Origin of the sequence: Bacillus sp. DC4300-2b2, from assembly GCF_049895685.1 — a bacterium.
GTDB classification, from domain to species: Bacteria; Bacillota; Bacilli; order Bacillales; family Bacillaceae; genus Bacillus; species Bacillus safensis.
In genome coordinates this window covers 418,652-433,997 of sequence record NZ_JAFCSW010000001.1, presented here as the reverse complement: position 1 = coordinate 433,997, position 15,346 = coordinate 418,652, and the positions used below count along the sequence as shown (strand labels likewise).

15 protein-coding genes are annotated in these 15,346 nt (G+C 40.5%); 13 read left to right on the top strand and 2 right to left on the bottom strand.

Annotation, left to right across the window (positions count from 1 at the left end; genetic code table 11):
- The first annotated feature begins 41 nt into the window (after positions 1-41).
- The 7 genes from tuaD to ACP69X_RS02265 all read left to right on the top strand — a co-directional run bounded on the left by tuaD (position 42) and on the right by ACP69X_RS02265 (position 7,768).
- Positions 42-1,379 carry a UDP-glucose 6-dehydrogenase TuaD gene (gene tuaD, locus ACP69X_RS02295; protein WP_426052379.1) on the top strand — a complete coding sequence of 446 codons (1,338 nt, stop codon included), beginning with the start codon at positions 42-44 and terminating at the stop codon, positions 1,377-1,379.
- A gap of 14 nt (positions 1,380-1,393) precedes the next feature.
- A complete protein-coding gene (locus tag ACP69X_RS02290) occupies positions 1,394-2,323 on the top strand; it encodes an NAD-dependent epimerase/dehydratase family protein (protein WP_041088010.1) in 930 nt (309 codons plus the stop codon).
- A 39-nt stretch (positions 2,324-2,362) separates the two neighbouring features.
- On the top strand, positions 2,363-3,820 hold the full coding sequence (gene tuaE / locus ACP69X_RS02285; protein WP_041088012.1) for a teichuronic acid biosynthesis protein TuaE: 1,458 nt from the start codon (positions 2,363-2,365) through the stop codon (positions 3,818-3,820).
- A gap of 72 nt (positions 3,821-3,892) precedes the next feature.
- Positions 3,893-4,570, top strand: coding sequence for a teichuronic acid biosynthesis protein TuaF (gene tuaF, locus ACP69X_RS02280; protein WP_041088014.1), 678 nt, complete (start codon positions 3,893-3,895; stop codon positions 4,568-4,570).
- A 24-nt stretch (positions 4,571-4,594) separates the two neighbouring features.
- Positions 4,595-5,350 carry a teichuronic acid biosynthesis protein TuaG gene (gene tuaG, locus ACP69X_RS02275; RefSeq protein WP_041088016.1) on the top strand — a complete coding sequence of 252 codons (756 nt, stop codon included), beginning with the start codon at positions 4,595-4,597 and terminating at the stop codon, positions 5,348-5,350.
- Positions 5,351-5,366: 16 nt separating this feature from the next.
- Positions 5,367-6,566: a teichuronic acid biosynthesis protein TuaH gene (tuaH, locus tag ACP69X_RS02270; RefSeq protein ID WP_082179326.1), complete on the top strand. Its 1,200-nt coding sequence runs from the start codon at positions 5,367-5,369 to the stop codon at positions 6,564-6,566.
- 134 nt (positions 6,567-6,700) lie between these two features.
- Positions 6,701-7,768 (top strand): glycosyltransferase family 4 protein, encoded by a 1,068-nt coding sequence (locus tag ACP69X_RS02265; RefSeq protein WP_034660156.1) that lies wholly within the window; start codon positions 6,701-6,703, stop codon positions 7,766-7,768.
- A gap of 35 nt (positions 7,769-7,803) precedes the next feature.
- On the opposite strand, the gene ACP69X_RS02260 is transcribed toward ACP69X_RS02265, so the two are convergent.
- On the bottom strand, positions 7,804-8,895 hold the full coding sequence (locus tag ACP69X_RS02260) for an LCP family protein (protein WP_041088032.1): 1,092 nt from the start codon (positions 8,893-8,895) through the stop codon (positions 7,804-7,806).
- Positions 8,880-9,548 carry a YigZ family protein gene (locus ACP69X_RS02255; RefSeq protein ID WP_012011434.1) on the bottom strand — a complete coding sequence of 223 codons (669 nt, stop codon included), beginning with the start codon at positions 9,546-9,548 and terminating at the stop codon, positions 8,880-8,882. Before ACP69X_RS02255 ends, ACP69X_RS02260 begins: the two co-directional genes overlap by 16 nt.
- 221 nt (positions 9,549-9,769) lie before the next feature.
- On the opposite strand from ACP69X_RS02255, the gene ACP69X_RS02250 reads away from it, so the two are divergent.
- The 6 genes from ACP69X_RS02250 (at position 9,770) to ACP69X_RS02225 (ending at position 15,301) form a co-directional block, all read left to right on the top strand.
- Complete coding sequence (locus tag ACP69X_RS02250; protein WP_003213166.1) at positions 9,770-10,945, top strand: sensor histidine kinase; 1,176 nt, start codon at positions 9,770-9,772, stop codon at positions 10,943-10,945.
- Between the two features lie 64 nt (positions 10,946-11,009).
- On the top strand, positions 11,010-11,699 hold the full coding sequence (degU, locus tag ACP69X_RS02245; RefSeq protein ID WP_008348273.1) for a two-component system response regulator DegU: 690 nt from the start codon (positions 11,010-11,012) through the stop codon (positions 11,697-11,699).
- A gap of 215 nt (positions 11,700-11,914) precedes the next feature.
- Entirely contained in the window at positions 11,915-12,757 is an 843-nt protein-coding gene (locus ACP69X_RS02240) for a DegV family protein (protein WP_041088038.1), read from the top strand.
- Positions 12,758-12,877: 120 nt separating this feature from the next.
- Positions 12,878-14,275 carry a DEAD/DEAH box helicase gene (locus ACP69X_RS02235; protein WP_269199592.1) on the top strand — a complete coding sequence of 466 codons (1,398 nt, stop codon included), beginning with the start codon at positions 12,878-12,880 and terminating at the stop codon, positions 14,273-14,275.
- 49 nt (positions 14,276-14,324) lie between these two features.
- Positions 14,325-14,618 (top strand): late competence development ComFB family protein, encoded by a 294-nt coding sequence (locus tag ACP69X_RS02230; protein WP_041088040.1) that lies wholly within the window; start codon positions 14,325-14,327, stop codon positions 14,616-14,618.
- A gap of 26 nt (positions 14,619-14,644) precedes the next feature.
- Positions 14,645-15,301: a ComF family protein gene (locus ACP69X_RS02225; RefSeq protein WP_258954542.1), complete on the top strand. Its 657-nt coding sequence runs from the start codon at positions 14,645-14,647 to the stop codon at positions 15,299-15,301.
- The last annotated feature ends 45 nt before the right edge of the window (positions 15,302-15,346 follow it).

The window sequence follows — 15,346 nt, the reverse complement described above, 5'->3', positions numbered from 1 at the left end:
AGCTTGGAACGGACAATATGCTTTTACTGAGAGGATGAAAAATGTTGAAGAAAATTGCTGTGATTGGAACAGGGTATGTCGGGTTAGTATCGGGTACTTGTTTTGCTGATATCGGAAATCGTGTCATCTGCTGTGACATTGATGAATCAAAAATCAACAGCTTAAAAAGTGGTGTCGTTCCCATTTATGAACCAGGTTTAAAGGAATTGATTCAAAAGAATACAGAAGAAGGAAGACTGTTTTTTACAACGAATATTCCTGCCGCTATTAGGGAATCAGAGATTATCTATATTGCCGTAGGGACACCGATGACACCACAAGGGGAAGCGGATTTAACGTATGTGAAAGCCGTCGCTCAAACGATCGGTGAACACCTGAATGGCTATAAAATCATCGTCAATAAAAGCACAGTGCCCGTTGGAACAGGCCGCCTCGTTCAAGCCATTGTGGAAAAGGCATCGCGCAGCAAATATCCCTTTGACGTCGTATCCAATCCAGAGTTTCTCCGAGAAGGCTCTGCAATTCAAGACACGATGAATATGGAGCGGGCGGTCATTGGTTCAACAAGCACTCATGCTTCCACCATCATCAAAAGGCTGCATGATCCGTTTCAAACAGAAGTTGTGGAGACCAACTTAGAAAGTGCTGAAATGATTAAGTATGCTGCAAATGCCATGCTTGCCACAAAAATTTCTTTCATTAATGACATTGCAAATATTTGCGAGCGGGTAGGCGCTGACGTTGAAAAAGTCAGTGAAGGAGTTGGATTAGACAGCCGCATCGGGCATAAATTTTTAAAAGCAGGCATTGGATTTGGGGGTTCTTGTTTCCCGAAAGACACGATGGCTCTTCTCAAAATTGCCGAAACATCCGGGTATCGGTTCAAGCTGATCGAATCTGTCATTGAAACGAACAACAACCAAAGAGCCAACCTTGTCAGCAAACTGATGAGTGTGTTCGGTGATATTAAAGGAAAAACCATTTCTGTCTTAGGCCTTGCATTCAAACCGAATACGAATGATATGCGTTCCGCACCTGCATTAGATATTATCCCAATGCTGAGAGAGCTAGGTGCTTTTGTGAAAGCCTATGATCCAATTGCTTATGTAGAAGCTGAACGGGAGCTTGGCCCGCAGGCGGTTTTCAGCAACGACCTGTATGAAACAGTAAAAGATACCGATGCCTGTCTCATCCTAACAGAATGGGACGACGTACAGAAGATGGATAAAGACCAGATCAAGCAGCTGCTTCGTTCGCCAATTGTAATTGATGGAAGGAATTTGTTTGATCCAGCAGAAATGAAAGAGAGAGGATTTATTTACCAGTCTATCGGCCGCCCAAGTGTATGGGAAGCAGAATTGGTATCGAAGGCACAATAACAGGGGGAGCTTTGATGAAGAAAGTATTGGTTACTGGGGGAAGCGGATTTATTGGATCACATACGGTAGAGGCTTTACTAGAAAAAGGCTATGAGCCCATCGTTCTTGATAACTTTTCAACTGGATCTCGAGAAAATATTGCCCATCTTTCCGTGCGATGCATAGAGGCAGATGTCACAAAGCCAGCGACGATTGATTTGATCAAACAAATCGCACCGGATTACATCATTCATCTTGCAGCACAAGTGAGTGTAGCCATTTCCGTTAAGGATTTCGTTTATGACGAAGAGGTCAATATCAAAGGATCTCTGCACGTCATGAAAGCTGCGGCTGAAGCAGGAGTGGAAAAAGTCATCTTTGCCTCTTCAGCAGCTGTCTATGGAGACCCGGTATATCTGCCAGTAGACACCGCACACCGGCTGAAGCCTGGTTCACCTTATGGCTTAGCAAAACTGACAGTAGAGCGGTATTTAGAAATGGCAAAATCACTCTATGATGTGGACTATTGTATTCTCAGGTACAGCAATGTATATGGTCCGCGCCAAGACGCACTTGGCGAAGGCGGTGTTGTCTCTATTTTCTCTGATAAGTTTGCAAAGGATGAGGCCCCTTTTATCTTTGGAGATGGGGAACAAACAAGAGACTTTATCTATGTGGGTGATCTAGCAGCAGCAAATGTTGCGGCTTTAACAGCCCAATCAAACGTTTGTTTAAATATTTCGTGTGGTGATTCCATCACTGTGAATGAACTGTTTCAAACGATGAAACGGGTAACGAGTTCACAGCTTGAACCGATTTACAAGCCGCAGCGTGCAGGAGATATCGTGCATAGTACTTTAGCAAATGAGGAAACGAAACAAGTCTTAGCTTGGGAGCCTGTTGTGAGTTTACAGGAAGGTTTGGCTCGTACCATTTCCTACTATAAACAGGAAGTCAAGGCTTAATCCCTCAAATCGGATGGGTTGCTTAGGAGGAAAATGGGTATGAGCGTGAAACAAACAGCATGGCAAATCTTGATTGGATGTATATTATTTGCAGCAGGGCTAGGACTTGTACAAATGGCGTCTGCGCAGCCCATCGGGTTAAAAAAGATCGTCGCCATTCCGGTCCTGCTTTTGGTCCTGACGGCTTTTATTGTGTTAATGAAGCTATACATGAACGGTGAGCAGGTGTTCATGTCAGCCATTTATCTTTTAATTGCATTGACCTTTCTCAACAACGCTTTCTTTTCTATTAGTGCCGGATTCTTTAGTCTTTTTCTCTACCGTATCATGCTCATTGCTGCCTTTGCTTTATTCATATGGCGGATGAGAGATAAGGGGACATACATATCGCAGTGGCAGCAGATTCGTGTAAAAGGGATTCTTGGCTTTTTTGCTGCATGGTTTCTTTACGGGCTCATCTCACTGATGTGGGCTCATTCGGTGACAGACGGTCTTAAATATATGTCCCTGCTTGCTATGGGGATGGGATTTGTCTTTCTTGTAGTCATGTACATTCAGCGAATGGATCAAGTGGTCACCTTTTATAGCATTTGGCTCGTCATGACTGTATTTGTCATGGGGATAGGGTTTTATAATCACTTTACTTTGAACCATTTACCGAATACTTCATTGTATCTTGGGCCGGCGTATAAACAGCACTATCCTACAGCTGTCTTTTTTAATCAAAATGACTTTGCGACGTTTTTATCGATTAGCTTTTTCTTATATTTAGCTTGTATGCGGCAAATGAAAAATGGTTATATCAAAGCATTTGGATTATTTGGCGCCATTGCAGCACTGTATCTCATTTTGTTAACAGAATCCCGCGCGAGCCTGCTTGGCATATTTGCGGGAGTCGCCATCTATGTGTGGCTGCTCATGCCGCGCTTTCTCAAAAAGTGGTCACTCATCGCAGCCGGCGGACTTGGTGTCATCTGTATCGCTGTTTTTTCAGCCAAGATTTATTCAGTCTTTTATGACTTGTTTCTCGCTTCTCAGGTCGCGCATTCTTTTAGTGAACCACTCCCATCCAACATTGCGAGAGCGAATTTGATCAAAAATGCATGGCATTTCTTTACGGATTCATACGGATTTGGTGTCGGAGCGGGGAATGTGTCTTACTACTTAGCCCACTTTTCGATCTTTGATACAGATCAAGTCGTTGAAGTGCACAATTGGCTGCTGGAAGTGATGACGAACTTTGGATTTGCAGTCATGCTGGGCTATATCTCCGTCTACGCTTATCTCATGTTCACGCTGTATAAACAATACCAATGGGCTGACACAAGATCAGCAAAAATGATCATTGAAGGTTTGTTCGCTGCCATGCTGAGCTTTCTCGTTTCAAGTATCAGTCCTAGTTCTGTCTCGAATTTATATTTCCACTGGGTCTTTTTAGGACTCGTGATCGCAGCGGTGAATATGTTGAAAAACAAACAGCGGTTTAAGACTTGGTAAACCGTGTGTGATGCTGCACTGGTATGGCTACACTAGTGAAAAAGCAAATACGTCAATGTTGGGAGAATGAACATGTCTGGTTTCATATCTAGAATAGGGAAGCGAATCAAAAAGTATATCGTATGGCTCGTGCTGCTGCCTGTCGTATTAGGCGCTTTTGGATTCTTTTTTGCCAAAGGAACAACGCAGCAGTCTAGTTACACAGCTGCTGTTACTCTCACGCTTGGCAAATATGATGACGGAGTGTATAACAATATAGCTGAAGTGACATCTCTATTAAAAAGCGATGCATTTCTGAATGAAGCACTCAGTGACGTCAAAGAAGAAGAAAGGCAGGATGTGAAAAGTCGCCTCGTCCTCACCAATCAATCAGATACACAATTACAGCTGTCCTTCACAGATGCTGATAAGGATCATGCTTTAGCTGTCGTAAAGCAGGTGTCGGATACATTTCTGAAGCAAGACAAAGCATTATTTACAAAAAGGCAGCAGGTGATTGAAAGTAGATTATCTGCTCTAGAAGACGAATCTGTCAGTAACGATTCCAAAGTAGATAAAGAACGATTCTTATATGAATTGGAGTCTACAAAGCTTGGAATGAAGCAGGCGAAGATTGTTGACCCTGCTCAAGTTCTTGATGAAGGCAATAAAGGCATGTCAGCGAAAAAGCGTGCACTGCTTGGACTTGTCATTGGCTTTAGTATCTCGCTCATGTTTGTGGTCTTACCCGAAGTGTTCAAAGAATCTTAATGATGAACTGGAGATGAGTCTTAGGTGAACAATCAACCGTTAGTATCAATCATTACACCGGCCTATAATGCGGAACGTTATTTAACGGATACAGTTCATTCCGTCCTTGCCCAAACCTATTCCAATTGGGAACTGATCATCGCAGATGATTGTTCAACAGATGGAACAAGGAAGCTGCTTGGGGACTTAAGTGAAGCAGACGACAGAATCAACGTCATTTATTTAGAGCAAAATGGGGGAGCCGCCATCGCTAGAAATACAGCCATCAAACAGGCAAAAGGCCGCTTTATTGCTTTTTTAGACAGCGATGATAAGTGGAAAGAGACGAAGCTCGAAAAGCAGGTAGACTTCATGCTGACAAACGATTATGCCTTTACATTCACGGCATATGACATCATTGCAGAAAATGGAGAACCACTAGAAAAAACCGTCACTGCACCCGTAAGATTAACTTATGATGAAGCTTTGAAAAATACCATTATCGGCTGTTTAACGGTGATGCTTGATGTACAGAAGATCGGACATATAGAAATGCCAAACATCCGTACAAGACAGGATTTAGCTACGTGGCTGTCCATATTAAAAAGAGGATTTACAGCTTATGGTATGAGTGAACCACTCAGTGAATACCGCATCGTTGGGAACTCGATCTCTAGTAACAAGTGGAAAGCAGCGAAAAAAACGTGGTTCGTCTACAGAGAAATTGAGCAGCTTCATTTTGTCAAAGCATCTTGGTGTTTTATGCACTATGCGACAAATGCTGTGAAGAAGCGCTTATAAACAGAAGGGAAAAAAGGTGATAAAGGTGAAAGCAGACTCGATCATACATGTTATCGTAGCGACGGGAGAATGGGGACAGGACGGCTTGAGGTACAGACGGCATCGACTGGCGGAATTTCTAGCATCTGATCCAGAAACGAAAGAGGTCATCTGGGTATGCCCATCTGCATTCCGTCATAAAGCTCCCTTTCAGCCCATAACCGATCGAATGAAGCAATTGACCATTCCTGATGTGCTTAAGAGCAAATTTTTTCGCTTTGGCCGATATCAAGACATGTTCTATATTCATAAATTGTCCCCCCTTCTTGAGCATTTGCGGCAGGAGGAAAAGAAGGGAATCGCTGTTTGCTTATGGTATACGTTTCCGGGCTTTCCGCTCTTATCTTCTTTATTTGAATGGAAACATATTGTCTATGATTGCAGTGACCTGTGGGGAGAGCCGATAAGCGGCAAAAATAATTTGTTTTCTTATATGAGGCAGCGTGTCATTGAGAAAGCAGAAAATCGAATTATCAAATACGCACACAGCATTACATGCTCTTCTCAATACTTACACGATCAAATTAAAAAACGTCTCATGGGTGAACCGAAAGATGTCTTTACAGTGGAAAATGGCGTTGAGTACGATGTGTTTGCCAAAAGCAATCTTCCATGTAAGGAGGATGTGTTGGGAGGAAGAGAAGGAACTGTTCTTGGCTTTATTGGAGGCATCAAGCCGAAGCTCGATTTTGACATGATAGCAGAAGCTGCTCGCATGCAGCCTGATTGGACATTTTTATTTGTCGGTCCGGATGGAACAAATGGCGATCCATCTTTTCAGCATGCACTTAAACTGCCAAATGTGATCTGGACAGGTGCTGTTGCACCAGAAGAAGTGCCTGCGTATATGAAGCTGATTGATGTAGGCATGATGCCATACAAACAATCTCCTTACAATCAAGCCGTGTTCCCACTCAAGCTATATGAATTTTTAGCCGCAGGAATACCGGTTGTTGGTTTAAATCTTCCGTCAACGGAAAGGCTAAAAGAGAATGATGTGTATGAATATTTAGAGGGCGAAGATCCTGCACTCTTCGTAGAAGCCTGCCAAAAAGTGATCAGCAAAAAAGACGACATGGACTATAGACATCTAAGACAAAGCCGGGCGAAGAAAAAAGATTGGCACGCGCTGTTCACAAATATGGTGGAACTAACGAATATTAAAGAAAACGCATAATTCATCAGGGATTGTGCGTTTTTATTTGTTTCTTCTTCACAGGGGGAGCTTGTGATCATCCTCTATTCAATTGTATAATGGAAAGAGCGGCCAATATACAAAATACAGATTTCAATTTAGAAGGAGACTGACCTATGGATTACGAACGCGCCTTATTAGCGTTTTTTGTCTCTCTGGCTACAGTTTTAATTGTGACACCAATCGTCAAAAAGTTTGCAATTAAGATTGGTGCAGTGGACCAGCCGAATAAACGAAAAGTTCATGATAAAGTAATGCCTCGAATGGGCGGTTTGGCAATTTTTATTGGGGTAGCGGCTGGAGCATTAGCAGGCGGGCTGTTTCTACATAATAAAATTACAGCAATTTCAGTTGGTGCCGTACTTATCGTCATTCTAGGTATATTTGATGATAAATATAATTTAAGTGCAAAATTCAAATTTCTCGTACAAGTTCTTGTTGCTTGTCTGATTGTAAGCACAGGCTTAAAAATGGACTTTTTTTCTGTTCCTTTCTTAACAGATCGAATTGAGTTAGGCTGGATGGCATATCCCCTAACCGTGTTATGGATTGTCGGAATCACAAATGCCATTAATTTAATTGACGGCCTTGATGGACTGGCTGCCGGTATTTCTGTCATCGGTTTATCAACCATTGCCGTGATGGCATTTTCAGCTGATAAAATTTTGATTCTTTCTTTATCCCTTGTTGTCATTGGTAGTACCATCGGCTTTCTTTTTTACAACTTTCATCCGGCGAAGATTTTTATGGGTGACACCGGCTCGCTTTTTTTAGGTTATATGATTTCGGTACTGTCACTATTAGGGCTGTACAAAAGTGTCACTTTGTTTAGTGTTGTTGTTCCAGTGATCATCTTAGGTGTCCCAATTTTCGATACCACCTTTGCCATCATTAGACGAATATTAAACAAACAGCCGATCTCAGCACCTGACAAATCTCATATTCATCATAGACTGATGGCTTTTGGCTTGTCCCATCGTATGGCTGTCATCGTGATTTATATGATTGGCTTAGTCTTTAGCTTAAGTGCGATTTTGCTGACAAGCGCCACCATTTGGTTATCACTGATTATTATCTTTTTACTGGTCATGTTCATGCAAGTGATTGCAGAAGTCACAGGCTTGGTGAATGAAGAGTTTAAACCATTTACGAAATTTTATAAACGAATGGTCAAAAGGCAGTAAAAAACAGCCCGTTCCTAGGAACTGGGCTGTTTTTATTATTGTCCAGGTGTGCTGGTCGATGAGTTAGTTGTATCACTTGACCCTGTTTCACCAGAGGACGGATTGGTTTGTGAATCTGTTTCAGTTGGAGATTCAGTAGGAAGCTTTAAATGGGTCCGTAATTCATATTGGACGTTAGCTAGATTGGTTGGATCTGGCTCAAAGTAATACGTCCGATTCGGACCTAAGTAAAGGTCTTTTCCTTTAATAGAAAGTGTTTCTGTGTCGTCTCCTTTAAATCCGCTGTAGATTTGCTGAAGCGCAAGACCTTCTGTGATACGGAAATTGGTCGTAATGTGATCACTGACTTCTTTAGCAATGTTATCGACGTTCGCAATGTTATTTGGCTTCGCCATTTGATCAATCATTGCACGTAAAATTTGTTTCTGACGATCGTTACGTCCGAAATCACCGCGTGGATCTTGTTTTCTCATCCGTGCGTAAGCAAGTGCTTCTTCCCCGTTTAAATGCATATTGCCTTTTTTGAAGTAAATCTTTTTCGATTTTTTAACATCACTTTTTTCATTGAAGTCAAATGGAACATCGATATCAATTCCGCCGACTTCATCGATGACATCCTTGAACCCGTCAAAATCAACGGTTGCATACTTATCAATCGGAATATGCAAGAATTGTTCGACAGTTTCAATCGTTTCGTCTTTACCACCTTTAGCAAATGCTGCATTGATCTTTTCTTTACTTCCTGTCGTATCACTTGCAAGCTGTACGCGTGTGTCACGAGGGATACTAACCATTTTCATCGTTTTGTCTTGAGGGTTAATCGTTGCGACAATGAGTGAATCTGAACGGCCATGATCACCCTTTGTGGCATAATCCTCAATTCCGACAAATAATACAGAGAAAGGTTTTTTCTTAATATCAATGACAGCATCACGAAGATTCGATTTCTCTCCGCGATCTAGTTCATCATATGTTTTGTCAGCAGCTTGAAGAGTATTGACGATTTTATATACTGCAAATCCGCCCATGCAGATGATAAGAAGTAAAAATAAGACCAGAATACGTTTGATAATTCTCTTCTTCTTACTCTTTTTCTTTCGTACACGCACTTTTACTCGTTGTGCCATTCATCTGTCTCCTTTATCGGACCAATGTCCTTTTCTAAATAAATCAATTCGCCTTCTTTTGTAACACTCTTTCCATTTGTCAGCTCAGTCATCCACTCAATGAACTGCTCTGTTTGTGTTTCTTCGACATATGTCTCAAAAATAACATCTTCTGCATAATGGATTTCTTTTAGCTGAAAAGATGAGGCTCTAAGCTCATTCTCTACCTTTCCAAGCCATGTATAATCTATTGTTGTGTGCATTGTACGCATTAAACAGCGCTCTACCATTCCAACATGGTTGATAGCTTCTGATACAGATTTTCCGTAGGCACGAATCAATCCACCGGCACCTAGCTTGATACCGCCGAAATAACGAGTGACCACAACAACTGTATCTTTCAGCTTCCGTTTTTTTAGCACTTCAAGCATTGGGACACCTGCTGTACCGCTTGGTTCACCATCATCATTCGCTTTTTGAATCAGGTCATGTTCACCAATGAGATAGGCTGAACAATTATGTGTGGCATTCCAATGTTGTTTTTTAATGGATTGTATAAATGCTTGTGCTTCTTCTTCTGAGACAGCACGCTGTATATGACAAATAAAACGTGATTTTTCAATGACGATCTCATGCTCGCCACGACTTTTTACTGTAAGATAGCGATTCAGCAAAAGACATACCCTCCTGACAAGCAAATTGTAAGACTAGTGAAAATTTGCATTGGTTTTAGAATTTTACAGCGTATTTTGTTATGATGATAGGAGTGGAAAAAGGGTCGTCATAAAAACTTCATGATTTATACGCATTCTTTCATTATAATTCGACATAAAATGCAGATCAATGACATTTATAATAAAAAAAGATGACATCACTGTTACGGGAGGGAAAAGCCATGACAACACCCAAAATGGATCCGAAATTATTGGATTCAATCATCATGAAAATGCTAAGTACAGTTGATGGCAGCAAGGACGAAGTATTTAGAATAGGCGAACAGTCCCGTCAACAATATGAAAGCCTAGTAGAAGAGCTCAAGCAAATCAAGCAGCAAGTAAACGAAGTAATTGATTTTGGGGACAAGCTGGAAGTCCATACAAGACATGCTAGAAATCGCTTATCTGAGGTCAGCAGAAATTTCAACAAATTCAGCGAAGAGGAAATTCGTGAGGCCTACGAAAAAGCACATAACTTGCAGGTGGAACTCACCATGATTCAGCAGCGTGAGAAGCAGCTGAGAGAAAGAAGAGACGATCTTGAAAGACGATTATTAAGCTTACAAGACGTCATAGAACGCTCTGAAACGCTTGTGAGTCAGATTACAGTTGTTCTCAACTATCTCAACCAGGATTTACGTCAGGTCGGCGTTTTACTTGAAGATGCTCAGGCAAAACAAGATTTTGGGCTCAGAATTATTGAAGCCCAAGAAGAAGAACGCAAAAGAGTGTCTCGGGAAATTCATGACGGCCCTGCTCAAATGCTGGCAAACGTGATGATGCGTTCCGAATTAATTGAACGTATTTTTAGAGACCGCGGTACAGAAGAAGGCTTTAAAGAAATTAGAAGTCTCAGACAAAATGTGCGAAATGCACTGTACGAAGTGAGAAGAATCATTTATGATTTAAGACCGATGGCTTTAGATGATTTGGGTCTGATTCCAACACTGAGAAAATACTTAAACACAATTGAAGAATATGATGGGAAAACCAAAATTACGTTCCAATGCCTAGGTGATACAGAAAGCGAAAGAATTGCTTCTCAATTTGAAGTAGCACTGTTTAGACTAGCCCAAGAAGCTGTCACAAATTCATTAAAGCATTCAGAAGCTGAAGAAATCTCTGTCAAAGTAGAAGTAACGAAAGACTTTGTGACCTTAATTATTAAAGACGATGGAAAAGGCTTTGATATGAAAGATGTGAAAACAAACAAAAACAAATCCTTCGGTTTACTTGGTATGAAAGAACGCGTAGACTTACTGGAAGGTAAAATGACCATAGACTCAAAAATAGGTCTAGGGACATTCATCATGATTCGCGTGCCGCTAACATTGCAAAATAAAATTGTAAAATAGAGTCAAAAGACATATTGACCATAAAGTTCAGGTGTAGAACAATAAACATGGGGAGGCGTAGCTTGTGACTAAAGTAAATATTGTAATTATTGATGACCACCAATTATTCCGTGAAGGTGTCAAACGGATTTTAGATTTTGAACCTACTTTTGAAGTAGTTGCAGAAGGAGACGACGGTGACGAAGCTGCACGTATCGTAGAACACTATCATCCGGATGTTGTCATTATGGACATTAATATGCCGAATGTAAATGGTGTTGAGGCTACAAAGCAGCTTGTTGAGCTTTATCCCGAATCAAAAGTCATTATTCTATCTATTCATGACGATGAAAACTATGTAACACATGCATTGAAAACAGGAGCGAGAGGCTACCTGTTAAAAGAAATGGATGCAGACACACTTATCGAAGCAGTGAAAGTTGTAGCTGACGGAGGCTCTTATTTACATCCGAAAGTCACTCATAATTTAGTAAATGAATTCCGACGCCTAGCAACTAGTGGCGTTTCAGCACATCCACAGCACGAGGTATATCCTGAAATTCGCAGACCACTTCATATCTTAACTAGACGTGAATGTGAAGTTCTTCAAATGTTAGCTGACGGAAAGAGCAACAGAGGAATCGGTGAATCGCTCTTTATTAGTGAGAAAACAGTCAAAAACCACGTGAGTAACATTTTGCAAAAAATGAATGTAAACGACCGTACACAAGCTGTTGTTGTAGCTATTAAAAACGGCTGGGTAGAAATGAGATAATGTTCCGGACAAGTACTCCTTTTTCGCCTGTTTTTTGTTCTCTCACATTTAGCTGGAGAGATATGATAGACAGGGTAAGGAGTCTTTTTCGGATATAGCGGGCTTGCCTATTGATTAGGCAGGCTTTTTTGATTACTATTATAAATCTAATGAAAAAATGATCATTCTTTTAAAATAAAAAAGAGTAACTTAACGAATAAGGAAGGTATTTAAGAATGAAAATAGCCGTTGTAACAGACAGTACTGCTTATCTACCACAAGAGCTGCGTGATAAACATAATATTCATATGATCCCCCTCAACGTCATCTTTGGCAGTGAATCATACCGTGAAGAAATAGAAATGGACTGGAAGACATATTATGAAGAAATCAAAAAACACAAAGATCTTCCAACAACCTCTCAGCCTGCTTTCGGTGAATTAATAGCCTTATATGAAAAACTAAGTGAAACATACGACGCCGTGATTAGTATTCACCTTTCAAGTGGAATTAGTGGAACGTATAATAGTGCTGCCTCAGCGAATGATCTAGTTGACGGGATTGATATTTACCCGTTTGATACAGAAACAAGCTGTATGGCACAAGGTTTTTATGTGTTAGAAGCTGCTGAAAAAATCCAAGAAGGTGCTTCTTTAGAAGAAGTGTTAGCACATTTAAATTACCTGAAAGAAAGTCAGCGGGCGTATTTTATGGTAGACGATTTAACTCATTTGCAAAGAGGCGGCAGATTAAATGGTGCACAGGCTTTTATTGGAAGCCTCTTAAAGGTAAAGCCTATTCTGCATTTTGACAACAAGCTAATTGTCCCTTTTGAGAAGATTCGCACACGTAAAAAAGCCATTTCACGTATTTTTGAATTATTTGATGAAGATGCATCACGTGGTGTTCCGATGAGAGCAACCCTGATACACGGTAATAGAGAAGAAGAAGCAGAAGAATTAATTGCGCACTTATCAGAAAAATATCCTCATGTTGAATTTTATAAAAGCTACTTTGGTGCAGTGATCGGCACCCATTTAGGTGAAGGCTCTTTAGCCCTTGGCTGGGTAATTAGATAATTCCTAAAAAACCTCTTTTCGTATAGAAAAGGGGTTTTATTTTTCTATGTTAACTGTTGGACGAAAGATCATGTCTTTGCGCATAATAGGCAAACATCAATTGAAAGGTGTTTGGTGAAGTTGAATATGGACAAAGCAATGGAACTAATGCGGCAGCTGCATTCACGCCATCTGCTCACCGCCGAAACAAGGTGCCCACAGTCCAATTTGGATTGGTTGGAGGAGAAGGGCTTAGTCAATCGAACACCTGCCATTGAGAGGAAAGCAAATGGTTTTACATGCTGCCGGTGCGGTGTATCACACAAGCGGTACTTTGCTCACTCTCCATGTGAAGTGTGTCAAAAGGATTGTATATACTGTAGATCATGCATCATGATGGGAAAAGCAACTGAATGTGGGTTTCTTTATGAATGGACAGGTCCACAAATGGTAGAAACATATCGAGCTGAATTAACATGGCAGGGAGAGCTGACTAAAGGGCAAAAAAGAGCGTCAGAAGGAATGATTGAAGCTATCAAAAACAAATTTGATCTACTTGTTTGGGCGGTTTGCGGAGCAGGGAAAACGGAGGTGCTTTTTCACGGAATCGAATATGCGTTAAATCAAGGAATGAGAGTCTGTATTGCGACACCTAGAACAGATGTTGTGCTTGAACTCGAACCACGACTTAGAAAAGCATTTCAAGGGATGACAATAGCCGTACTTTATGGAGGCAGTTCTCAAAGGTTTCAGATTGCACCGCTTGTGATCGCCACAACCCATCAGCTGATGAGGTACAAAAATGCATTTGATGTCCTCATTGTAGATGAAGTCGATGCCTTCCCTTATTCAATGGATGAGCGTCTCCAATTTGCTGTTCTAAAGGCGATGAGTAGGAACGGAGGGGTTAGGATTTATTTAAGTGCGACACCCTCTAAAAAAATGACGAGAGAGGTTTCTAGTGGAAAACTGGAAGCGATAAAAATTCCTCTGCGTTTTCATAAACAACCATTACCCGTACCGACCTTTCATTGGATTGGACATTGGAAAAAGAAATTAAAAAAGAATCAGCTGCCCCGTAAAGTGATGAATTGGATGCAGAGACATATTGTAAATAAAAGAAGAGTATTACTTTTTGTTCCTTCAATTGCTACCATGAAGAAGGTAACGAAGATTCTTCGAGAACACTCCTTAAACGTGGAGGGAGTATCTGCTGATGATCCAGATAGGAAACAAAAGGTTCAGTACTTTAGAGATTACGAATACGATGTACTAGTTACAACCACTATTCTAGAAAGAGGCGTAACCATTCCAAATGTTCAAGTCGGGGTTTTAGGTTCGGAATCTACTATTTTTACAGAGAGTGCACTTGTTCAGATTTCTGGAAGAGTAGGCAGACACCCGGATTATTGTACAGGAGACGTTTTCCTTTTTCATTTTGGTTTAACGAGAAGTATGAAACAAGCAAAGAAGCATATCGTAAAAATGAATGATACGGCTGCAAATGAGTTTTCTGAAAAACAGTGTGGGTTCAACTAAATCATGGTACATTATATTCACAATACACAAATGGCAGGAGAGACAAAATATGCTACTCAATGCAAAAGAAATACTACTCAAGGAAATTCTCTATCAATATCTCAACCAATTAAACATGATTTGTCATTGTGAAAAGTGTATGGAAGATGTATTAGCAATTTCACTGAATCAAGTGAAACCACAATATATAACAGATATCGATAAAATATCTTACAGTAAATCTGAAATGGTGGATAAACAGAAGAATACTGCTATGCTGGTAATTCTGACAGAAGCAGCTTCCAAGGTCTCCGCATTTCCAAGATGTGAAAATCGTCTGCTGCTGAACAAGGAAACCAATTGATTTGCCAAATTTGTGAGGGACATTTTGTGCCTGCTTTTACATGGAAATCATTCCTACTATTAAATGATGATCGTCTTTGTGTAGCATGTAAGAATGACTTAGTTAAGATTGAGCGTCCTATTTGTCCAACGTGTGGAAGGGCGCAGTCAAATGACGAAATGTGCCAGGACTGTGATAGATGGAATGAACGCCCTGATTCTACTAAAGTCCTTTTGAAAAATAGGTCAGTTTATACTTACAACGAGTTGATGAAAGATGTCCTTGCCCGCTTTAAATTTCGGGGTGATACGGCTTTAGTTGAGCTGTTTAAACGAGATGTACAAGCAGCATTTAAACATTCCTTCAGCAAAAAAGAACAATTGCTGATTCCGATCCCTTTAAGTCATGAAAGACTAAAAGAAAGAGGATTTAATCAGTCCGTCATCATCGCTTCCTTGATAGGTAAGCCAATATTGCAGCCACTCGTGAAAATACATCAAAGTAAGCAGTCCAAAAAAAAGAAAAATGAACGCCTAGATCAAAAAGGATTGTTTCAAATAAAGCATACAGATGTGATTGTTCAAAGGGATATTATATTAGTTGATGATATCTATACAACGGGAGCAACCATTTATGATGCAGCAAGAATTTTAAAAGACGCAGGTGCCAAAAGTGTTTCTTCTTTTACGTTGATACGTAGTTAAAAATCATGATAATTAACCGATAATAAGTAAAGAAAATAACGTAAG